Genomic DNA, 23478 nt, shown 5'->3' with positions numbered 1-23478 from the left:
AAAAAGTTTTATCTTATTTTAAAACTAACAACTTACATTTAAAGAGGTAGGAAAGCGACTGTTACCAGAAAATCGGGCAGATTTTCTGAGTAAATCCAGTCGCTATAAGTCACCGCGGCTTGAGCGGAGATTTTTTGGTACTTTTTTATCTTCAAAAAAGTGCCGGGGTTTTAGGGGTGGAACCCCTAATGTGGGTGTAAGGGACAGCGCCCCTTAAAGAAAAATCTATTTTAAAAGAAGCCTTCGGGCTCCTGCCCGAATAGTAAACCTCCAAAGCCTATCTTTGTCCTCCCCGGCATAATCTATATTTATTCTCTTTGTTATATCTACATCTTTATCTTCGATAGTTATTCCCTCTTCAATATAAAGATTTGAATTACACAGATCCATTCCGTACTGCTCTTTTGTTATTCCCATAGCCTGACAAAGTTTAGCGGGACCATTAGTAAGATTACTTAAGTTATCGGTCTTCCGCCTTTCCTTCATCAAATCTATCCCATAAGTCGGCTGAATCCCTCTTATTAACACCCCCTGAGGTTCTCCTTCCGTTCCCGTTACGATATTTATATTAAAATGCATTCCATATATAAAATAAACATATGCATGCCCGCCTAATCCAAATTGTATCTCTGTCCTCTTCGTTCTTTTATATTTATAAGAATGACTTGCTTTATCTATAGCACCGTTGTAGGCTTCGGTCTCTACGATAATCCCTTTCGTAATTCCCTCTGTAGTCTCATGTACAAAGACTTTTCCAAGTAAATCCCTTGCAACCTTAACACTGTCATTTAAATAAAAATTTCTTTTTAATTTCATATCAACCTCATTATTTATATAGGTATTTTATCCTTAAAATTACTTTTAATCAATAAAAATAATCGGATTATACCGATTATTCTATATCATATTTGATTGTTACTTACTTTATAATAATATCTAATTGACCTCTAATTCGACTTTACCGCTTACATTTTTCCCTTCGATGATTAAAGTATAAGTCCCTTTGCTTCCTACTTGAAAGGTATATTCTTTTGATTTATACAAATCAGCACTAAAGTGTTCAAGCCCGTTATCCTTTTTTAAAGTAAACCTTAAAGATCCTTTATTTAAATTATAGTCCACATTAATATCCGCATTATCATTTAGATTTAATTTATATTCTTTCTTTCCTTTAAAATCACTTAATCTGATTTCAAGTTCGTTGTCATCCTGAACTGCAGCGATATTATCATCTTCTATGATATTCACATGATTTTTGTACTTTGATGAATTTGAATGATGTGATCTATCATTGGCTCCGCACCCGGAAAAGATACCGATCGACATAAATGCACACATAAATAAAATCGTTATTTTCTTCATTATTCTCTCCTTTAAAAATACTATAAAGCGATTATATCACTTATCCTCTACGATATGACAGTATTTAATAAATTTTTAATATTACAATCCAATAAAAGAACAGCCTGCCGAAGCCAGGCTGTCCCTTAGGAAGTTTTTAGGAAATTATATTATATTAATGGTGGAACAATCTGGTGCCGATAAACGACATCACCAAGCCGTATTTATCACAAGTTTCGATAACATTATCGTCCCTGATTGAACCGCCTGCTTCGGCTATATATTTGACCCCGCTCTTAAATGCTCTTTCTATGTTGTCTCCAAATGGGAAGAAAGCATCGGACCCGAGAGAAACATCTTTCATTTCTTTTAAGTACACTTTCTTTTCTTCTATAGTGAGTACTTCAGGTTTCTCAGTAAACACATTTTCCCAGCTGCCGTCTCTTAAAACATCATCATGTTCTTCTGAAATATATACATCTATAGCATTGTCTCTGTCCGCTCTCCTTATCCCCTCTTTGAAAGGAAGGTTTAATACTTTATCATGGCTTCTTAAAAACCAAGTGTCGGCTTTATTCCCGGCAAGTCTGGTGCAGTGTATCCTTGACTGTTGTCCGGCCCCTATACCTATCGCCTGTCCGTCTTTTACATAACATACTGAATTTGACTGAGTATACTTAAGAGTTATAAGAGATATAATCAAGTCTCTCTTTGCATTCTCACTCATATCTTTATTCTTTGTAACTATATTCTTTAATATTTCTTCATCTATCTTAATATCGTTCCTGCCCTGCTCAAATGTGACACCGAACACTTCTTTTGTTTCTATCTTTTGAGGTTTATAATTTTCATCTATCTGAATAACAAGGTAATTCCCCTTTTTCTTCTTCTTAAGTATTTCAAGGGCTTCTTTTGAATAAGAAGGTGCAATTATACCATCGGAAACTTCCTTAGATAAATACATTGCAGTGGCTTTATCACATTCATTGGATAATGCGGCAAAATCACCGTAAGAAGACATCCTGTCCGCTCCTCTTGCTCTAATATAAGCAGAGGAAATATCCGTTAGTTCGATATCATCATCTACAAAATACATTTTTTTAAATTTTTCATCGAGAGGCATACCAACAGCAGCACCTGCCGGAGACACATGCTTAAAGGAAGCGGCGGAAGCAAGCCCCGTCGCTTCTTTCAACTCTTTTACCAGCTGATAGCTGTTAAATGCATCAAGCAAATTTATATATCCGGGTGTTCCGTTCAATACCGTTATAGGCAAATCTCCATTTTTCATATACACTCTTGCCGGTTTTTGATTTGGGTTACATCCATACTTTAATTCTATTTCTTTCATAACTTACTCCTTTATAATCAAAAAAGCCCACCAATCCAGGCTCATGCCCAGACGGTCGGCTTATAAAAATCATTATACTTCACGTGGTAAACTCCACTTTTCCGTCAGTCGTATAACTAATTAGAATATAACATTTTTTACTTATTTAGTCAATATCTTATAAATTTTTTAATAATAAAGATACCTCTTAACTGATTTAAACTTAAAGATAAGTATATTCAATAAATCACAATATAAATAATCCCTATATATAATACGGATATATACTATTTAAATAATTCTAATTATTTTATTTGTATCCTATTAGTACTGCATTATTAATATTAAACGACACAGCTGATTAAATCTTAATTATCACTTAATAAATAAAACTTCTTATATCATAAATGAAAATCATATAATATAACATAAAATATTTGAATACCGAAAACAAGTCCAAATCTATTTTTTTAGTATCCTCTTTAAAGTATTTGAATCCGAAAGTAAGTTCACTGTTTCAAACTTTCCTTTATAAAACACAGCCCAGTTATTGAATACACAAGGAAGTTCTTTTGCCTGTTTCAGCGTATTCACTTCTATCAAAGACAAAGGAACATCATTCTCTTCACAATAGTTTTTTACAAAATTTACTTTTTGATCTACATATGGACACTGCATATCATAATAAATTGTCAGCTCTTTATTTTCGATTTTCTCTGTTTTTGCATTTTGAGCGAACTTTGGCACTGTCCCGTCAAAAGAAATAGCCAAAAGCTCATATCCGTTGTCAGTGGTATCCACAACTTCAAAACCAAACTTCTTTGCAAAGGACTGATCGGAAAGCCAGGACTTTTGCCTTTTTGAGCCAAGCATACATATACCGGATTTACCCTTTTCTTTTGCGTCATTCAAACAATACTCCATCAGCTCCCTGCCATATCCCTTACCTTTATATTCACCAAGGACCCATAAACAGTATATATAATAATAATTATCACCAACTATAGGGACCCAAGATAATTCAAGAGGCGCATACTCAATAAAAACAGTAGCTTTTTCATTTAATTTCCTAAAAACATGACCTTCTTTCAATCTATCAGAAAGCCATTTCCTCTTTGAATCAATACCGGGATGAAATTTCCTCGTACGAATAATGCAGCACAAATGTTCATCGTAAAGATTATCTTCCGTTAAGTTTATAAAATCGGTGTTCATTCTTCCCTCACTTTATTTAGTTTATATTAATCATAATTTATATTTCTTATATTTCATTTTACTGTAATAATACATAAATCACAAGCAGAATAAACATTAATAGTTCAAAATCAAGTATAGACAAATTTCAGACTTTTCAGTCATTTGATAATTGGGATATAAAAGATAATAGATAAAAAATTACTATTTAATAAGAATAAGCAATAAATATAAACTTATGAAAATAAATTTATATTATATAACCTCATCAACAGAAATGAACAATCAAATAACATTCTTCTAATTAAACAAATATAAAACAAAGTATTAATATTGTTAAAATATTTAATTCCATTTATTATGAATAGAACTTTCTTTTATATAACATAATTCTAATTTTCAAATAGTTTTAATGATTTAAATGGTTTTAAAAAAAAATATTTTTAAAAATTATAATAAAAAAAGCAGAACATTATGTTCTGCTTTAAAATCAAAGTTATTAGCAAGCTGCTACGTTAACAGCTCTAAATCTGCTTTTGTTTTTTGTATCAGCTTCAACGTCATAAGTTACTTTTTGTCCTTCGTTTAAGCTTTTGAAACCTTCACCTGTTATTGCACTGTAATGTACAAAAACGTCTTCTCCTGTTTCATCGTTAGATATAAATCCATATCCTTTTTCTTGGTTAAACCATTTTACTGTACCATTGTTCATAATGATACCTCCTTAATATTATTTATAAATCCAAAACTGCACGAATTTTTATATAACTTAAGATTGTAATTTTAAGAACATACATCTGGTACAATTCTTTTACTGCTCTTATAGAAAATAAAAAAACATGATTACAAGCCACCTAAAAAATGACTCAAAACCATGTATCATTCTGTTTAGTGATTTACTATGTATTTAATATATCATAAAACAAATCAAAAGTAAAGCATTATTTGACCGCACTTAAAAATAAATGCGGTCAAAGTATATTTTAGTCTTTAAAACTATGCTATTTTGATTATTACCATTATTGAATTGGTTATTGTTACATTATTACTGTTATTTCTAAGTGAAACTGTGGCAGGTGTTGTACCTGCAACGTAGAACATTGAATTTGCACTTGCAAGCTCTGTATCTATATCGCTTTTTAAGCTTGCACTTGAATCTGCATTGTATATTGTTGTATTGTCTTGTACTACCGAGAATGAAACAGTATAAGGATATACTACTCCTGCTCCGCCTGCACTTGCTGTCAGATGATAATATACCTGATATAGTCCCGGTTCATTGATTATAAATTCAGGAGAACCGTCAGTATGAGAAAAACTATTTCCAACTAAAGTAGTAGTTCTTTCAAAACCTATCAAATCGGATGAGTTATAAGTTGAAGGGTTTTCATTAACCGCAGCAACAACTTCCTGCTGACCGCCTGCACCTGTTGGTCCTGTCGGACCGATTTCACCTTGAATACCCTGCGGACCTTCTGGTCCTGTTTCACCGGTAGGACCGGTCGGACCGATTTCACCCTGGATACCCTGCGGACCTTCTGGTCCTGTTTCACCGGTAGGACCAGTCGGACCGATTTCTCCTGCCAAACCTTGAACGCCATCTGCTCCAGTAGGACCAACTGCACCGTCTGCTCCTGTCGCTCCTGTTGGACCCGTTGGTCCTGTTGCTCCGGTAGCTCCTGTTGCTCCCGTTGGTCCTGTTGGACCGATTTCACCTGCTAAACCTTGTGCTCCTTCTGCCCCTGTAGCTCCTGTGGCTCCCGTAGGACCTGTTGGTCCGGTTGCTCCGGTTGGTCCCGTTGGACCTATATCTCCAACTTCACCTTTTTCGCCCTTTTCACCTTCGATACCTTGATCACCGCTGTAACCTCTAGGACCTGTTGGTCCGGTTGGACCTGTAGCACCTGTTGCTCCTCTAGGTCCTGTTGGTCCGGTTGGACCTGTTATACCAATACCTGTGGCACCGGTTGCTCCTGTGGCACCAGTTACACCCGTAGGTCCAGTTGGACCTGTTATACCTGTAGCTCCGGTTACGCTGGCACCAGTTGCTCCTGTGGCACCGGTTGCTCCTCTTGGACCAACTTCACCTTGAGCTCCCTGACTTCCGGTAGCCCCTGTTGGTCCGGTTGCTCCCGCTGCACCGGTTGCTCCGGTTGGTCCCGTTGGACCTGTTATACCAATACCCGTGGCACCTGTCGGACCTGTTGGTCCTATCTCTCCTGCCAGACCTTGTGCCCCTGTTGAGCCTGTCGCACCTGTTGCACCGACAGAACCTGTTGCTCCTGTTGCGCCTGTTTCACCTCTTAGTCCCTGAGGTCCTTGTGGTCCCTGAGCACCCTGGATACCAGTAGGTCCTGTTGGACCAGTCACACCTGCCCCTGTAGGACCAGTTGGACCCGTAACTCCCTGAATACCCTGTGGACCTGTTGCTCCTGTAGCACCGGTCGCTCCTGTTCCTGATGGACCCGTTGGACCTTGTACACCTTGAGGTCCCTGAGGTCCTTGGACGCCTGTTGCACCCGTAGCTCCTCTAAAGCCTCTTGGTCCTTGTGGTCCGGGACTTCCTGTAGGACCCATAGGTCCGGGGCATCCTCTAGGTCCTCTCGGACCGGTTGGACCCGTCACACAGCATCCGGGATCCGGAGGTGGTGGAGGACAAGGACATCCCGGCTCGGGGTTACATCCGCAGTCATAATCATAATCGCTCGGATAGTAATCGTCGGGTTCCATATTACATGAATTTTCGCTTTCATGACAGCTATAATTTCTATTCATATCATTGTTTCTGCCTTCTAGAAAGCTATCAAAATCAAAATCATACATTAAATTATATCACTCCTTAATTTACTTATATGAGAACATAAACTTATATAATATTAATATTACAAATACTTTTAATCTATTAGTTACAATATATAGTGAGCCTCAAAAATTATTTGAATTATTCTTTTAATTACTGTTATAAAACCATATATTTAACTTATTTATTATTGATCCATTCATATAAGAAAGTAAACTTACTTATTAAGTTTGTCTTTAAAATACTTTTTATTAAGTTTGTATTCCTTTGAAGCAGGTTTAAATAAGCCTGCTAATTCATTATATTCATTTGCGAGTTTTATGTTACCGATTTTGTCATAACATACACAAAGCTGTATCAAGGGAATATAATTGTAACAGTCCTCCAAAACAAATCCTCCGAGACTATCCTTTCTTTCACATGATAAAGCCCTATTATACCAATATATAGCCTGATCATATTTTGATTTGGTCATAAAATAATAACCTAAATCGCAGCATACCTCAGCTCTCGGAATATCATATTTAAAGCTTTTAAATAATGATTCTACCGCGAGTTCATCTTGCCCGACTTTATCATAACATTTATAAAGAAGCCTTGCCGCATCTATTTTATTTTCAAGAAAACCATCCTTTAAAGATAAAAATTTCTGAAACATCCCTATCGCTTCATGATATTTTTCATGATAATATAGCTCTCTGGAATAATAAAACAGCTCTCTCGGATTTAACTCTGCTCCTTCTTTAATCATCTTTTCGAATATCCTCAAATTCCTATCCGGGTCAGAAACTTTTAATTTTCTATGAGTTACGGCGATATTCGAATGAAGGGTGATACCGTATGGAGCTATAGCCTCATGCACCGCTCCCTTCCATAGATCTCTATGAACGTTTTTAAGAAGTCTTTCTCTATAATAAGAAAATATAACATTCCCTTCACTGTCAAAAGAAGTGTTATATTTCATCATTACCACATCGGTGTTTTTATCCAATGTTTCTTTTAATTTAATAAATTCTTTCCTGTCTTTTTCTTCTATCACATCATCTGCATCAAGCCATAGGATAAAATCTTTATTGGCTTTGGAAAATGAAAAATTCCTTGCAAGGGAAAAATCATCCGTCCATTTAAAATCATATACCTTATCAGTATATTTATAAGCTATTTCCTTTGTCTTATCCTTTGAACCCGTGTCTACTATTATTATTTCATCGACGATGTTTTTCACACTATCCAAACATCTATCCAATACATCTTCTTCGTTTTTTACTATCATACATAAACTTATTGTAATCACACTTATCCCCTCGTCTTTAAACAAATTTATATATAATATGAAAGAAAGAGTATTTTTGTGACTTAGCTGTATCAAGCAAACAAAGCTTTATATTTTAAAGAAATAAAAAGAATATAAACAAAAAGTAAAGAAAGATTTATTTTCCATAGTTTAAATACAAGAGTTTAATAATTATTTTAATTATGTTCTTAATTTTATAGTGCTTCCTCTTATATTTATTTCTTACTAATTAAAATTAATAAAATAATAAAAAACACCCCAATAAGGAGTGTTTTATCATTTAAGTTGTTACAGATATTTCAAATCTCTGTGATATATCCTATATATAAAGTAAATACATAGACTTACACCGACTACTTCGGCTATCGGGAATGCCCACCATGTAGCATTTATCCCCCAAAGTTTGGATAGGATGAATGCAACGGGAAGAAGCACTACAAGCTGTCTTACGGCAGAAATTATAAGACTTGCTATACCATGGCCCAAAGCCTGACATACAGACATTATACAAATCGACACTCCGGCAATGAGATAGTGAATACCTATTATCCTAAGTGCGGGAACACCTATCTGCATCATTGTATCGGAAGCATTGAATATCATAAATAGTTTATCCGGAAGGAATTCAAATATCAAAAATCCTATAAACATTATAATGACCGCATAGACTATGCCGGTCTTTAAAGTCTTTGTAATCCTGTCTTTCTTTTTAGCTCCGTAATTATAAGATACTATAGGAACCATACCATTATTAAGTCCGAACACAGGCATGAATATAAAACTTTGAAGCTTGAAGTATACCCCAAACACCGCCGTTGCGGTAGATGAAAATGTTATAAGTATCTTATTCATTCCAAATGTCATTACGGAAGCAATGGAAGACATTATAATGGAAGGTACTCCTACGGCATATATCTTCTTTATTATATTAAGCGAAGGTCTGAACCCTTTTAAGTTTATATCTATTTCATGATTTTTATAATGGTTGAAGAATATCCCCGCAATTGCCGCAACTATCTGTCCTATAACTGTAGCGAGAGCTGCTCCTCCAACTCCCATTTTAGGAAAACCAAGTAATCCGAATATCATTATAGGGTCTAAGATAATATTTATAATGGCACCGAGACCTTGAGTATACATGTTATATATTGTCTTACCCGTAGACTGAAGAAGTCTTTCAAATGTTATTTGGAAGAAAACCCCAAATGACAAGATACAGCATACTCTTAGATAAGTAGTTCCCTGACTTACTATATCAGCTATATCCGTCTGTGTCCTAAAGAACATATTTGCTCCGAAAATACCAAATAACAAGAATACCAAGTAACTCATTAAAGCGAGAAAAATCGCATTCTTCGCAATCTTATTTGCGGTATCGTATTCTTTCTCCCCAAGGGATTTTGATAAAAAGGCATTGATACCTACCCCTGTACCTACAGCGACTGCTATCATAAGGTTTTGAATGGGAAAAGCAAGGGATACCGCCGTAAGTGCATTTTCACTTATCTGAGCCACAAACATACTGTCTACTATATTATATAAAGCCTGTATCAGCATCGATATCATCATAGGAAGAGACATCGAAAGTATCAATTTATTTATGGGCATTACACCCATTTTATTTTCTTTTCTTTCTTCTACTTTTATTTCTTTTTCTCTAGCCAATATATTCACTCTCCTTTATGTCAACCAAATCTTTGATGATTTTTACTGAAGTATCAAGTCCGAGATTACTATTGATTACCAAATCGTAATTCTGAGCTCTGCTCCATTTCCTGTCCGTTTGATAGTTATAATAAACCGCTCTCGCCTTGTCGGTTTTATGTACATATTTTTCTATATTCTTTTCATTTACCTTATAAACTTCTTTTACCCTACTCACTCTGTCCTCTTTTGGAGCATGGATAAATACTCTTATGCAGTTTTCTTTATGTCTTAAAATGTAATCAGCACACATCCCCACTATTACACATGGACCTTTATCTGCTATCTTTTTTACTATATCTCTTTCAGATACACTCACCTGATCTTCAATAGGAAGATTTTCATAACTGAAAGATGTATCATAAAAGAAACTCAATGGTCTTCTATTTTCTACATTCTTAATAAAATCGGACGCAAGCCCCGTTTCTTTTACCATTAAATTTATAAGTTCTTCATCATAGAAAGGGATATCCAGCATTTCTGCAAGCTTTTTACCTATTATACGACCTCCGGAGCCGTACTCTCTTCCTATGGTAATAACATAACTTCTCATAATCTACCTCCTAATGTTGGTATTGCAACTAATGTTATAAACAAAAAAACAGCTATTTCTACTGCTTTAGACTAATTTTAAGCTAATATGACATATTTGTCAACAAGCAAAGATAATATTTCTTGACTTTTTAGAATTATGATTATAATATAAAAGTTGCAAAGGAAACTATTATTTGGAGCCAACCATGAAAGAAAAAACAAAATTCAATATAATAAAATACACTTCAAAACTACATAGGAAATCTCAGATGTATGTAAACGAACAAGTGAAAAATTTGGATATAACAGGAGGGCAGGTACCGTTTATAAAAATACTCTGCGAAAATGGGGAAATCATACAAAATGAGTTCTGCAGATTTTTGGACATTGATAAAAGTACCGTCGCAAAGATGATGGTAAAACTTGAAAGCGAAGGATATATAATAAAAACAAACAATAAAACCGACAACAGATCCACGTATATAAAACCCACCGATAAATCATATAAAATATATCCAAAATTAAAAAGGATAGAACAAAACTGGTTTGGTGAAATCACAAAAGATTTTACGGATATAGAAAAACTGATTTTTTTTGATTTAATTAAAAAAGCAACCATCAATGCAGGAAGTTTTTTCTACAGGTGCGATAACTAAATCAATGCTCCTTTCATACAATAGTGTGAAAGGAGTTTTTAATGTTTTATGTAAAAGTAGAAAACAATGTAAAAATCGCGGTTTATGATCTAAACCCTGATGCATGTAAGACCGTACTGATGATACACGGCTGGCCCTTATCAAATAAAATATTCGAATATCAAAAACGCTTTCTCGTGGAATGCGGATATAGAGTAATAACTCTTGACTTAAGAGGCTTTGGAAACTCTGACGCTCCGGCATGGGGATATGATTACGACACATTGGCAAGAGATATATATAAAGTGGTATGCAAATTAAATTTACACTATTTCACTCTTATCGGATTTTCTATGGGAGGAGCAATAGTATTAAGATATATGAATAATTATTACGGATACGGAGTTGAGAAATTGATACTCCTTGGAGCTGCTGCTCCAAGCTTCACGAGCTTTGAAGGATTTCCTTACGGAGTAAGCAGAGATTCCGTAGATGAACTGATAAGACTGGCAAAAACAGACAGAGCAAAATTTTCAAAGAACTTCAGTGAAAAACTATTTTACAGACCCCACAGCGAAGAAATAAAAAATTGGTTTTATGATATTTCTCTTTCGGCTTCAGGTATAGGTACTGTAGAGACCGGATATTCACTAAGAGACGAACGCGGAATGGAAGACTTATGCAGTGTACGCATCCCAACAGGAATATTTCATGGTAAAAAAGATGATATAGTGCCGTACGAACTTGGCGTTATCCAGCACGAATATATAAGAGGTTCAAAGTTATTTACATTTGAAAACAGCGGACATGGTATTTTTTACGACGAGTTAAAAAAATTCAATCAGCAGTTGTTAAATTATCTTAGAAGTTAAAAAGAGTTCCCCTAAAGGAACTCTTTCTTATTTTAATTTTAGGCTGACTGCTTCTTCTTTCTATTTTCTCTGTGCTTTCTTCTAATAAAATATTTCTTGGTTTCATATACAACGACTCCGCTAAGTGTGAACAGTGCAATCATATTAGGCAGAGCCATAAGCCCGTTGAATATATCCGCTATAGTCCATACAGCTTTAACGGTCATATAAGGTCCTATAAATACAGCAAAGATATATAGCCATCTGAAAGCTTTGATATATTTTACTTTACCTCCCGATAAGTATTCAAGACATCTTTCGGAGTAGTAATCCCAGCCTAATATTGTAGTAAAAGCAAAGAACACCAAACACATCATCAAAATAAATGACGATACCTGTGCAGGCAGAGGAAGTCCCTGGTTAAAAGCATAAGTAGTGACACCTACCCCCTCCAAGCCGCTTACCTGCCATGCTCCCGTTATTACTATGGAAAGTCCCGTCATGGTACAAATCAGTATAGTATCTATGAATGTACCGGTCATGGAAACAAGCCCCTGACGGACAGGTTCTTTTGTCTGAGCCGCAGCTGCTGCTATAGGAGCGGAACCAAGTCCCGCCTCGTTTGAAAATATACCTCTGGCAACTCCCTTTTGCATAGCTATTATCATACTTCCGACCACCCCGCCGGTAATCGCAGAAGGATTAAATGCCCCTTGAACAATCACTTTGATCGCTCCCGGGATTGCAGAAGCATTGTATATCATAAGCACTACACATATCGCAATATAAATAACCGCCATAAAAGGAACGATTATCTGAGAAACATTAGCTATACGTTTGATACCTCCGATAAGTACAAGTGCAACACAAATACTAAGTATAAAGGATGCAATTATAACCGCCCATGAATATGTACCGATATGAGGGATAGTAACGCTCCATGACATGTTAGGGTCAAAGAAGTTTTTAACAGCAGAAGTTATCCCATTTACCTGAGAGAACGTACCGATCCCGAAAAGACCTACGCACACACCAAAGAAAGCAAATATCTTTGCAAGCCACTTCCAGTTCTTTCCCATACCATGCTCGATATAGTAAAAAGGTCCTCCCAAAGTATGGTTATCCTTACTTATCACTCTATACTTAACAGCAAGAAGACCTTCCGCATACTTTGTCGCCATTCCGAAGAATGCAGCTATTTCCATCCAGAATAATGCCCCGGGTCCCCCGGCAGCTATCGCCGTAGCAACTCCCACTATATTCCCCGTTCCGATAGTTGCGGAAAGAGCGGTACACAAAGCAGCAAAAGATGTAACCTCACCGTCTCCTCCCTCTTCATTCTTAACCATATATTTTAAAGCCAAAGGAAGTTTACGAAGCTGTAAAAAACCAAGCCTTACAGTCAGCAAAATCCCTCCCGCCAAAATAAGTATAATAAGAGGCGTGCCCCATACAAGGTCATCAACCTTTGTCAAAAATGTATTAATAATTCCCCACATAATTTTGATCCTTTCTGTTTTTAAAACAAAAGATAAAAAAAGAGCTAAATATAATCATACTCAGCTCCGAATAATAAACATTATTTAATATAAAAATAATATTATTATACTCTGTCCTTTTGCCTGAGAGATTAATGTAATTTTAAATATTACATCTTGCACCTTCGGCACTCCTTAGAGATTCTCCAGAGCCACATCCGTTCATAGTCCTTATCCTAATGGACACCTGAGAGTTTTACTCCTTCGGTAAGGTCTGACCTACTTTCCTACGAACTTCTTTTGCTTAATTATTATTTGATTTTTATACACCTGTTTTATTATACACAAAATGACAATAAATTACAAAAAAATTTATAAAAAAAGAAAGGATTTATTTCCTTACTCTTAATATCAATCTATTCTTAAAATATCATGATTTATTTTTTTATAAAATAACTTCTTTATCTCATTAAAATCTTTTGTAAGACTGGTTATCCACATGAGCTTTACAACCACCGATTCCGTAGTCATATCATACGCTTCCAGTACGTTATAATTTGAAACTGTCTTATGCCCGACTTCATACAGTTTTGCATCACTGCCTTCAAGCATTACCTGAGTTGAAAGAATTATTATCTTTCCCTTTTTGGTAATCATTTGAAGTTTATCAAAAAAGTTTCTTTTATCGTGAAAAGGCAGTCCGCCTACCCCATACCCTTCGATTACGATAACGTCATAATTATCTGAGATATAATCAAGTATATCAGGCTCCATTCCCGGTATCAACTTAAGCAGAAAAACTCTTGAATCAATGGTTGTATGGAAAACTATATCACTCTCTTTTCTTTCCTTTTCGACATACTTTATTATCCTATTTTCATCTATAAAAGCCGCAACAGGATAATTTATACTTTCAAAGGCATTATAGCTCTTTGAGCGTAATTTTCTCGCTCTCGTACCAACTATCGCTTTTCCGTTGAATACGAGATATACTCCGTGAATATCATCATCACATGCGAAAGTAAAACTATCTATCAAATTTTTCTTTGCGTCAGTGATATCAGCATTTATCGGTTTTTGCGAACCTGTGAGTATAACAGGCTTTTTAGGATTTTGAATTAAATATGAAACAGCCGACGAAGTATACGCCATAGTATCGGTGCCGTGAGTTATTATAAATCCGTCATATTCTTCATATTTTTCTTTTATGCAATTTACTATTTTTATCCAGTGCTCGGGCTGGATGTTTGTGGAGTCGACATTAAAAAGCTGTATATAATCCACATCACATATATCTTTTATTTCGGGGATATAAGATATAAGTTCCTCCGAGGAAGTATTTGGTTTCATTCCGTTTTTTGTCTTTATGGAAGCAATGGTGCCTCCGGTTGCAATAAGAAGTATTTTTTTCATTTATTTGATCCTTGTTTTTCATTTATTATAGACGTATTTAAAAACAATATTCCTGATCAATTTATATTATTATTTTTGCTCATAAAAACCAACATTATAAGAAGTCTTTTGTATTATTTTATCAAAAACAACAAGAACAGCAGGTAAAATAACTAAAACAAGTAAAAATGAAAGAATAGCACCTCGTCCTATCAAAGTACCAAGCTGACTCAGCACCAGATTTGTTGAAAATATACCTAAAATAATTCCCGCAACAGCCAAAATGGAAGCTGACGTAATAATCGATAATATACAAGATTTGATACTATTAAAGGCCGCTTTTTCTTTAGACATATCTTTTCTCATGACCATATATCTGTTAGTTAGTAAAATGGCATAATCTATTGTTGCTCCAAGCTGTACCGAACTAATTATTAAATATGAAATATAATGCAAGGTCGTATTCGTAAAAGCTGGTATAGCCAAATTAATCCAAATCGAAGCCTCTATTATAAATGTTAGGATAACGGGAAGGCTTAATGATTTGAAATTAATAAGCAGTATAATAAATACAAAACCAACCGCTAAAATATTTACTCTTATATTATCCTGCATTATGGTAGTCTTCAAATCCTTGGTGCTGACCAAATCTCCCGCTATCAAAGCTTTATCATCATAATATTTTTTACTTATTTTTTGTATATCATCTATCTTACTATCCCAACCGTCTATTTCTTCACCAATAAACAAAGTTAAAACGAAACGACTGTAATTAGTTGAATAAAGCTTTTCAGATTGATTGTTAGGTAAAATTTCATAAGGTATTGAAGCATCCAATGTATTTACATAACTGACTACAGAACTTACATAATTTAATTTTTTAAACTCATTACTTAAAGCAACTTCTTTATTTGTACTGTCCTTCGGTACCATAACAACCACAGGAGTAGACTGTCCGTATTTGGTGTTTATAGCATTTGTATCTTTTCCCATTTGTATAGCGTTTGTTTTATATATTTCACTTGCTCCGTAATAAAATTTATTGTTATTTTGAGCAAAAATACACGGTACCATAATAATAAGCAATAACGTCAATGCAGGTATACGAAGCCTCATAATAAATTTAATAAGTTTTGTGAAATCAGGATAAAAAGCCCTATGCGGAGTTTTGTCTATTAATTTATAAGTTTAAATGGAAAGAGCGGGAAGGAAACAAAGGACGCATATCAAACTGATTAGAATAGCCTTTACCATGACCCATCCCATATCGGGACCTATTTTAAATCTCATTAAAATCAATGCAGCAAATCCCGTAACCGTCGTAAGTCCGCTGGATAGCACAGAACTTAGAGATTGCTTAACGGCATTGACCATAGCATATTCTACATTCATCCCATTATCTCTGTTTTCACCAAATCTATGAAGCAAAAATATAGAATAATCCATAGATACTGCAAGCTGAAGTATACTTCCCGCTGCATTTGTTACAAAGGAAATAGTTCCGAACATCAAGTTCGTACCTCTGTTAATTATTATCGCAACCCCTATGGTTATCATAAATAATACGGATTCAAACCAAGAATTTGTAGCAAATATCAATAGAACAAAAACAATAGGTATTACAAAGATAATTATTTTCATTATATCTTTTGATGTATTAACGGGAGAAAGAACATCAGTAACGGCAGTACCGGACATTGCATTGTCACTGCCTATGATATCTCTGATATCTTCAACGGCTTCTGCTTTTTTATCCTCACTTAAAGTAATAGAGTAAAGAGCATTTTTATCCTTATACCATTCATTGATCAATTTATCATCGGCCATTTCCATAGGAGCGGAAATATTAAACTTATCATCCAGCCAAATTACTTCTTCAACCCCTTCTACATTTTCGATTTTATCTTTATATTCCAATGCATCTGCTATTGAAACATCATTTATCATAACTCTCATGTTTGGAACATTTTGCTTATACTCATCCTCCATAACATTGAGTGCCTTGGTCGAAGCAGCATCATCCGGTAAATAATCCGCAAAATTATAATTTACACCGACTTTGGTAGATAAAAATGCACATAACAAAGCTGATATAAAAAAGATGCCAATTACTAATTTTTTATGTGAAATTATAAAATTTGTATATTTATTCATATTATAGTCTCCTTGAAATGAACACTTGTATATTTTATTATTTATGTTATTATAAGAAAAATAGTCAATCGATACAATAATTAATATTTACTCATATGACTAATAATCAACAAATATTTATTTTTAGTTTATAGAAAGGATATTTTAATATGAATAAATCAAATAACAGAAGTGTAATAAAAACAAAAAAACTCTTAAAAAACGGACTCTTGGAATTACTTGACAAAAAAAGCATAGAAAAAATCACAGTTAAGGAACTGACTGATTATGTGGATATAAACAGAGGGACCTTTTATTTGCATTATAAAGATATATATGACCTTTTGGAAAATACTGAAAATGAAATGATCGATGATTTTTATGATATTTTACAATCTCATCAGGCAATGGAATTAAATGGAAAACCCTTTGAACTTCTTAAAGATATCTTCATATTTTTAAGTGAAAACGTTGAATTCGGAAAATTAATCCTGGGCAAAAACAGAAATTATAATTTTATAAACAAGCTAAAAAATATACTCAGAGAAAAATGTTTTAAAGACTGGGATTATTTTCTTACCAAAGAAAATAACGATTTATATGAAGATTATTATGAATTTATAATATCCGGAAGTATCGGTATAATAGAAAATTGGTTATTTTCCGATATGAAAAGACCCCCGAAAGAAATGGCTTTAATCACAGAAGATATCATACTTAAAGGAATAGATGCTTTAAAAAAATAAATATATAAAATAAACACATATTTATATCTATCTCAAATCTTTGATTTTTTAATTTTCTTCCGGCTCAGCCTGTAAAAGTTCGTGAAATATTTCAAATTTATGAATGAAAACCGCAAGAGTTTCTATCCTTTGAAATTTATTGATTTCGGTATAAAAATTGACAACGACTCCCGTTATTATTGCTGTCACAATAATAGAATACATATCAAGAAGGAACGAAAGTATTTTACCTATAAGAACAACGGCAAGTATATCACAAAATCACACGATAGAAACAACACTGTACGAATACCACAGACCGGATACAACAGAAGTTATACCCGGTTAAAATTTATATAATGATAAGCTTATATTTATATAAAAACAAATACTATGAGTATCTTATCTGATTTCGTCCTTTTTAATAAAAATTTTAATTTTATTATATTATTATCCCTTAAAATAAATAAAATATATCCAATATACGGTTTATAATGTAATCTCCATTGATTTATCCTATGATTTTTGTATATATATTTATAAATCCGGTAACAGTAACTATCAATACAAGAACAGGGGTTATATATCTAATGCAGAAAAGCCATATCTTTTTAAGCTTAAAAGGATGTCCCGAAGCTTCCATTTCGTCTATCAGTTTAGTCGTATCCCATTTCCAGCCTACATAATAACACATAAATATACCCCCTAAAGGAAGAAGTATGTTATCGGTTATCATACCTATAAAATCAAAAAATGTGTAGCCCAGTATACTTACATCAGCCAAAGGACCGAAAGACAGCGAAGAGAATATCCCAAGGAAGAATATCACTACAGTCAAAATACCTATTGATTTCTTTCTATCCCATTTAAGACTGTCTATAGTAAAAGAAGTGCTTACTTCTAAAAGTGCAATTGCACTGGTAAGAGCCGCAAAAAACATTATAAGGAAAAATAAAAGTGCGAATATGCTCCCCCCGCTCATGGAAGCGAACACTTTGGGAAGAGTCCCGAATATAAGGCTCGGTCCCTGTCCGGGTTCAAGTCCGAATGAAAAAACCGCAGGAAAAATCGCTATACCTGCAAGTATAGCCATACATGTGTCAAGCAAAGCAACATTGAGGCAGCTCTTTTCTATGTTCTCTTTTTTTGATAAATAACTTCCGTAAGTAATGGTTATCCCCATACATAAACTGAGAGAATAAAAGACCTGACTTAGAGCAGTATTTATGGAATCAAAAGTAAAGTTACCGAAGTTGGGTTTAAATATAAATTTAAGCCCCTCAGACGCTCCCGGAAGAGTAAGCCCCCTTATGATAACTATAATTATCAAAACAAATAACGTAGGCATCATTATTTTACTTGCTTTTTCTATACCGCTGACGCCGAAGAAACAAATCACTCCCGTAAGAAGCATGAATATAAAATGCCAAATGATAGGCTCAACGGGACTTGAAATAAACGCTTCAAAGCTTTCCGGAGCATTAAATGTAGTAAGATAGCTAAAGAAGTATTTTAACATCCATCCCCCGATAACACTGTAGTAAGAAAGGATCAAAAAAGCAGACAAAACCCCAAGTATCCCTACAATCTTTGCTCTTGGATTTATGATTTCATATGCCCTTACCGGATTATGTCTGCTCATACGTCCTATCGACATCTCCGTTATCATAACCGGTATACCCAGTATCAATATAAAAAATAAATATGCGAGAAGAAACGGAAATCCTCCGTTCTTACCCATTAAATATGGAAATTTCCATAGATTACCAAGCCCTATAGCAGCTCCTGCTGTCGCCAGCAGGAAACCGATCTTGCTTGCCCATTGATTGTTATTATTTTTCATTTTCGCCCTCCGAATTTTACACTAACATCTATTATACATAAACCGACAAAAAATGACAGTAAAACATCATAAATATATACATTTTTAAATAATATTTAGTATTCCTTGAAGGGTAGGATTAATTCTAAATGAATAATTTAAAAGATAAAATTTTTTATACAATCTTAATGGTATCAATAGACAGCTGAACACTATCTTAATGCATAAACGGATATAATAGTAAATGTAAAAAGGAAGTGAAAAAAGATGAAACATTTAAATTTTACTTTAAAGAATAATGAAGAAAGAAATATTATGATACATCCCTATATATCATATATATTAGCTGCAATATGCATACCGAGCTTTATAATCATAGGAGTTATGATAAGCGTTACATTAGTTATGTATCCATTATCCATAATATTTGGATGGGTATAATTATAAATTTCATTTTCCCCTAAAGGATATAGATAAAGCCTATATCCTTTTCATTATTTATTATTTCAATAAAATCCTCTCTCTGCTAAGGGGAAATTCATTCTCATCTTTGAATATATTACTTAACGACATTATCACAGGCAAGATAATAAATAATACGATAGAAGCCTCAGAGATAACAGCAGCAATGGAAAAGACTAAAACTATATAAAAAACCATCAATAAAAGTCTTTTAATATCGGTTTTATTTCTGTCCCTTTTAAATTTTCTAATAAATAACGAGCCATTCTTTTCTTTTAATATATTTATAAATAATACTCTCATAATAAAATCATTTAATAAATATATAAACGCATATAAAAGTGCGGGTATGACCGATTTAGGATAAATCAATACCCACTTCATGAATAATGGGATCAAAGAAAGAGTAAACAGCCAAACTATATTTTTCCATACGAAACTATTTGACACATATTCTATATCATCAAGCATTTTATGATGTCTGTTCCACTGCGAACCTACGATTATAAAGCTTGCAAAATATATTAAAATAGATTTTAAAAATCCAAACATCGTATCTAAATTTATAATACTCGGAAGAGGTATCTCCAAAACCATTAACGTCATTACTATTGCGATCAACGCATCCGAAAATCCTTCCAGTCTCGAAACCGATATTTTCATATATTATCTCCTATTATTAATTTTTAAAAAATCATTTCCAATTTAATAAGGTACCTTATTTATCTAGTATACATATTATTTTGTTAAAGTCAATATATAAAGGTACCTTTTTAATTGTTTATAAATATTAAAATAAAAAAGAAGATAATTTATCTTCTTTCATTCAATTATTTATTATTTAAAATAGTAATTTATAGCAAGTTCAAAACTTAAGAATATCACATTTAAATCAGCTAAAAATATTTATGAGGTGATAAAAAATGAGATATAAAAATTTAAATGACTTGATAGCATCAAGCTCCAGTTCCAGAAAATACTTCTTGTCTTTGCCTACTTCGGTACAACTTGGACTGCATGACCAAAACGATTATATTCATAGCTTGAACGATCTATGTACAAATGCGGAATATATATCAAAATCGGAATACATTTCAAAACCCGATTTACGTTAATATAATTCGTTATTACAGTAAGCTCATTTGATTTTCTTTTAAAGATTCAACTCTTCTTTCATATATTTTGTCACCTTCCCTTATTTCATCACATAATATTGGAGAAGCAACGTCATATAATTTAAGATTATCCACTACCATATTTTTACTAAAATTAGCATAACAATATCTGCATCCGTTCAAACATGTATTATATGAACCAATATCAATGCTTTCCATACATCCGCATATAGGTCTTTGATTTTTATTTTTATTTGCTTTAATTTTACAGCCAATAATATTTTCAATCAAGTCCTTATCTATGCAGTGACCGTGCCCTACTCCAAATTCACTTAAATCAATTTCTTCAGCACATGTTTCAATCATCATATTATTTTTTTTTGCTGTTATAGATAAATTTTTTGCAAAGAACATCATATCTTCTTTATTTAGTTCTTTCAAATTCAAATCTTTGGTATTTCTTATAGTCTTATCATATAAATCAATAAAACTTATAATTACCTTATTGGTATATCCTTTTAAATTATTTGATATTTTTTCAAAAGCTCTCAAATGATATTCCTTGTCATATTTATCACTCAGTAAAATAGGGTCATATCTCCAAATTACTTTATCTTTTCCTATCTTATAGGATAATCTTTTAAATACAGATATCAGTTCTTCGCTCTTATTAGGTAAATTAGGCTCTATATCCTTCCCGTAAGATGTCAAAGTAAACTGAAAATAATAATCATAACCGTTGAGTTCATCAAGCTTATCTATCATATTCTTAGGATTTTTAGTCCAAAAGACTATGCAGTCCACTGCATCTTTGGATAGGCTGACTTTGCTTATTTGCTTTTTATTAAACGGATTTCTGATATACACATATCCGTCTTTAATCCTATTTATAAACCAATCGGAATAGTAACTTGGTATATCCGTCCTCCTGCTGGCACTTATGATCATTTTACAAACTCACTCTCTTATTTTTTAATATGATAACACATTTATCATTTACATTAATTCAATTTTCAAACATATGAAAATTAAAATCTTATTTTATATTTAAAACTATTATATTTTGGAATTAATTACATAAATTATAATAACGATATTTCTACATATAGGAGCATAAAATGAAAAACAATATAAAAACTTTGATAATATCCATACTTATACCTCTTCTAACGGGAGGACTTGCGGGGTTATTGACAAGTAAAAGCATGGTCATATATAAACATTTAAATCTTCCCCCACTATCCCCGCCGGGATTTATATTTCCAATCGTATGGACGATTTTATATATTTTAATGGGAATAGGAGCATATTTTATAATTATATCAGATTCAAGCACAAGGACAGAAGCTCTCAGGACATATGCCCTTCAGCTGGTACTTAACTTTCTTTGGACGATAGTATTTTTTAATATGAGAAATTTCTTTTTGGCTTTTATAATACTGATTGCTTTATGGGCTTTAATAATAAAGATGATTATAACATTCAAAGAAATCAAACCACTGGCAGGATATCTGCAAATCCCATATTTACTTTGGGTCACTTTTGCGGGGTATCTGAATTTTATGGTGTTTATTTTGAATTAAAATAAAAAAAGGATAAGTTTTGAGCTTATTCTTTTTTGTTTTAATCATATATATTAATAAATTTTAAGTAATAACTATACTACACTAAGTACAAATATATAATTTAAATATCAATTCTTTAAAAATTTCCTAATTATCTATATATAAGTAATTAAAATACAAATATATTATTTTAAAATATAATAAACCTTTTAACTGTAACAAATAAAGCCAATAAAACAGTATTCTACTTCCAAGCAACAGCGCAGATAGTTTCACTGGTGCCTGAATAAGACTTACCTGTGACATCATCATATAAATCAATATATCTAAATCCCGCATTTTTAATTTCGGAAACTATAGAATCTTTTGTATATACCTGATTCCAAATATTATAGCATTCAAGATTTTCTTCGGTTAGAATCAAATACTGTTCTAAAGTATTTAACGTTTCTTTATATATATAATTTCGCTGAATACACACATGTTCTTTCTCCGACCAAAAACCCTTTTTATTGTATTCAATAATTTCTTTCTCTTCAAAATCATCAATAAATTTCTTTGTAAATCCGTCTAAAATCAAAATGCCATCTTTCTTCAAAGCTTTCCTTGTTTTATTTAATATTACAGCTCTGTCTTTAGGATGTAGAACTCCTAAGTCACAGTAAATCAAAATCGCAATATCAAACTCAGCTTCATAATCTATATCCAAATAATTTTGATAATGATATTCTATATCCATACCCTTTTCTTTTGCATGCTTTTTCGCATATTCAATTGAACGTTTTGAAAAATCTACTCCTGTAACATTAAATCCTTTTTTACAAAATAGTTCATCATATATCCCAGGTCCGCAACCTAAATCCAATAACTTTTTATTTTTAGTGACACTTAATAATCCGCTGATCCAATCAGCTGATTTCTTTATAAACTCATGATTCCTGGTCGCACCTTCGGACTTTGGATTTAAATGCTCTTTTAACATATATTTAGAAATATTTTCATCATTCCAAAACGCTGATGTGCTCTTTTCATATACATCAGGTTTATTCTTTATGTAGTTTATTAGTTTTTTATTTGTATTGCTCATGGTTGAGTTCCTTTAA

23 protein-coding genes and 2 riboswitches are annotated in these 23478 nt (G+C 33.2%); of the genes, 6 read left to right on the top strand and 17 right to left on the bottom strand.

Annotated features, from left to right (window positions below):
* Positions 1–225 precede the first annotated feature (225 nt).
* The 9 genes from Q0516_RS10635 to Q0516_RS10595 all read right to left on the bottom strand — a co-directional run bounded on the left by Q0516_RS10635 (position 226) and on the right by Q0516_RS10595 (position 10216).
* Entirely contained in the window at positions 226–816 is a 591-nt protein-coding gene (locus Q0516_RS10635) for a DNA-3-methyladenine glycosylase (RefSeq protein ID WP_294467403.1), read from the bottom strand.
* A 120-nt stretch (positions 817–936) separates the two neighbouring features.
* A complete protein-coding gene (locus Q0516_RS10630) occupies positions 937–1362 on the bottom strand; it encodes a hypothetical protein (RefSeq protein WP_294467401.1) in 426 nt (141 codons plus the stop codon).
* 154 nt (positions 1363–1516) lie between these two features.
* A complete protein-coding gene (locus Q0516_RS10625; RefSeq protein ID WP_294467399.1) occupies positions 1517–2692 on the bottom strand; it encodes a phosphoribosylaminoimidazolecarboxamide formyltransferase in 1176 nt (391 codons plus the stop codon).
* Between the two features lie 38 nt (positions 2693–2730).
* Positions 2731–2814, bottom strand: a riboswitch (ZMP/ZTP riboswitch).
* Positions 2815–3133: 319 nt separating this feature from the next.
* Positions 3134–3886: an N-acetyltransferase gene (locus Q0516_RS10620; protein ID WP_294467395.1), complete on the bottom strand. Its 753-nt coding sequence runs from the start codon at positions 3884–3886 to the stop codon at positions 3134–3136.
* 478 nt (positions 3887–4364) lie between these two features.
* Complete coding sequence (locus Q0516_RS10615; RefSeq protein ID WP_257479929.1) at positions 4365–4577, bottom strand: cold-shock protein; 213 nt, start codon at positions 4575–4577, stop codon at positions 4365–4367.
* Between the two features lie 284 nt (positions 4578–4861).
* Positions 4862–6688 carry a collagen-like protein gene (locus tag Q0516_RS10610; protein WP_294467383.1) on the bottom strand — a complete coding sequence of 609 codons (1827 nt, stop codon included), beginning with the start codon at positions 6686–6688 and terminating at the stop codon, positions 4862–4864.
* A 194-nt stretch (positions 6689–6882) separates the two neighbouring features.
* Positions 6883–7959, bottom strand: a complete 1077-nt coding sequence (locus tag Q0516_RS10605; protein ID WP_294467377.1) for a glycosyltransferase family 2 protein — start codon at positions 7957–7959, stop codon at positions 6883–6885.
* Between the two features lie 288 nt (positions 7960–8247).
* Complete coding sequence (locus Q0516_RS10600; RefSeq protein ID WP_257479942.1) at positions 8248–9576, bottom strand: MATE family efflux transporter; 1329 nt, start codon at positions 9574–9576, stop codon at positions 8248–8250.
* Positions 9577–9616: 40 nt separating this feature from the next.
* Positions 9617–10216, bottom strand: coding sequence for an AAA family ATPase (locus tag Q0516_RS10595; RefSeq protein ID WP_257479927.1), 600 nt, complete (start codon positions 10214–10216; stop codon positions 9617–9619).
* 187 nt (positions 10217–10403) lie between these two features.
* On the opposite strand from Q0516_RS10595, the gene Q0516_RS10590 reads away from it, so the two are divergent.
* A complete protein-coding gene (locus tag Q0516_RS10590; protein ID WP_257479926.1) occupies positions 10404–10853 on the top strand; it encodes a MarR family transcriptional regulator in 450 nt (149 codons plus the stop codon).
* Between the two features lie 41 nt (positions 10854–10894).
* The gene (locus Q0516_RS10585; protein ID WP_294467370.1) at positions 10895–11704 is read left to right on the top strand and encodes an alpha/beta hydrolase; all 810 of its coding nucleotides are present in this window, start codon (positions 10895–10897) and stop codon (positions 11702–11704) included.
* 38 nt (positions 11705–11742) lie between these two features.
* Here the strand turns inward: Q0516_RS10585 and Q0516_RS10580 are convergent, their stop codons facing one another.
* From Q0516_RS10580 to Q0516_RS10565, 4 genes are all read right to left on the bottom strand, one after another.
* Entirely contained in the window at positions 11743–13182 is a 1440-nt protein-coding gene (locus Q0516_RS10580; RefSeq protein ID WP_294467367.1) for a sodium:alanine symporter family protein, read from the bottom strand.
* Positions 13183–13283: 101 nt separating this feature from the next.
* A riboswitch (glycine riboswitch) is annotated at positions 13284–13381 on the bottom strand.
* 191 nt (positions 13382–13572) lie between these two features.
* Positions 13573–14574 carry an asparaginase gene (locus Q0516_RS10575; RefSeq protein ID WP_294467364.1) on the bottom strand — a complete coding sequence of 334 codons (1002 nt, stop codon included), beginning with the start codon at positions 14572–14574 and terminating at the stop codon, positions 13573–13575.
* A gap of 69 nt (positions 14575–14643) precedes the next feature.
* Positions 14644–15669: an MMPL family transporter gene (locus tag Q0516_RS10570; RefSeq protein WP_294467361.1), complete on the bottom strand. Its 1026-nt coding sequence runs from the start codon at positions 15667–15669 to the stop codon at positions 14644–14646.
* Positions 15670–15741: 72 nt separating this feature from the next.
* A complete protein-coding gene (locus Q0516_RS10565) occupies positions 15742–16707 on the bottom strand; it encodes an MMPL family transporter (RefSeq protein ID WP_294467356.1) in 966 nt (321 codons plus the stop codon).
* 149 nt (positions 16708–16856) lie between these two features.
* On the opposite strand from Q0516_RS10565, the gene Q0516_RS10560 reads away from it, so the two are divergent.
* The gene (locus tag Q0516_RS10560) at positions 16857–17432 is read left to right on the top strand and encodes a TetR/AcrR family transcriptional regulator (protein ID WP_294467354.1); all 576 of its coding nucleotides are present in this window, start codon (positions 16857–16859) and stop codon (positions 17430–17432) included.
* Positions 17433–17589: 157 nt separating this feature from the next.
* On the top strand, positions 17590–17760 hold the full coding sequence (locus tag Q0516_RS10555; RefSeq protein ID WP_294467349.1) for a hypothetical protein: 171 nt from the start codon (positions 17590–17592) through the stop codon (positions 17758–17760).
* Positions 17761–17922: 162 nt separating this feature from the next.
* Here the strand turns inward: Q0516_RS10555 and Q0516_RS10550 are convergent, their stop codons facing one another.
* Positions 17923–19254, bottom strand: coding sequence for a sodium-dependent transporter (locus Q0516_RS10550; RefSeq protein WP_294467345.1), 1332 nt, complete (start codon positions 19252–19254; stop codon positions 17923–17925).
* Between the two features lie 246 nt (positions 19255–19500).
* On the opposite strand from Q0516_RS10550, the gene Q0516_RS10545 reads away from it, so the two are divergent.
* Positions 19501–19674, top strand: a complete 174-nt coding sequence (locus tag Q0516_RS10545; RefSeq protein ID WP_294467342.1) for a hypothetical protein — start codon at positions 19501–19503, stop codon at positions 19672–19674.
* Positions 19675–19734: 60 nt separating this feature from the next.
* Here the strand turns inward: Q0516_RS10545 and Q0516_RS10540 are convergent, their stop codons facing one another.
* Together Q0516_RS10540 and Q0516_RS10535 are read right to left on the bottom strand one after the other, a co-directional pair.
* Positions 19735–20358 carry a TMEM175 family protein gene (locus tag Q0516_RS10540; protein WP_294467338.1) on the bottom strand — a complete coding sequence of 208 codons (624 nt, stop codon included), beginning with the start codon at positions 20356–20358 and terminating at the stop codon, positions 19735–19737.
* A 464-nt stretch (positions 20359–20822) separates the two neighbouring features.
* Positions 20823–21758, bottom strand: a complete 936-nt coding sequence (locus Q0516_RS10535) for a DUF1848 domain-containing protein (protein ID WP_294467336.1) — start codon at positions 21756–21758, stop codon at positions 20823–20825.
* Positions 21759–21928: 170 nt separating this feature from the next.
* On the opposite strand from Q0516_RS10535, the gene Q0516_RS10530 reads away from it, so the two are divergent.
* On the top strand, positions 21929–22393 hold the full coding sequence (locus Q0516_RS10530; protein WP_257479919.1) for a TspO/MBR family protein: 465 nt from the start codon (positions 21929–21931) through the stop codon (positions 22391–22393).
* A 226-nt stretch (positions 22394–22619) separates the two neighbouring features.
* On the opposite strand, the gene Q0516_RS10525 is transcribed toward Q0516_RS10530, so the two are convergent.
* Positions 22620–23462 carry a bifunctional 2-polyprenyl-6-hydroxyphenol methylase/3-demethylubiquinol 3-O-methyltransferase UbiG gene (locus Q0516_RS10525; protein ID WP_294467333.1) on the bottom strand — a complete coding sequence of 281 codons (843 nt, stop codon included), beginning with the start codon at positions 23460–23462 and terminating at the stop codon, positions 22620–22622.
* Positions 23463–23478 lie beyond the last annotated feature (16 nt).

The sequence above is a fragment of the uncultured Anaerofustis sp. genome, from assembly GCF_938029165.1.
Classification (GTDB): domain Bacteria; phylum Bacillota; class Clostridia; order Eubacteriales; family Anaerofustaceae; genus Anaerofustis.
Note: the sequence above shows the minus strand (reverse complement) of the source record. Positions and strands in the feature narration are given on the sequence as shown.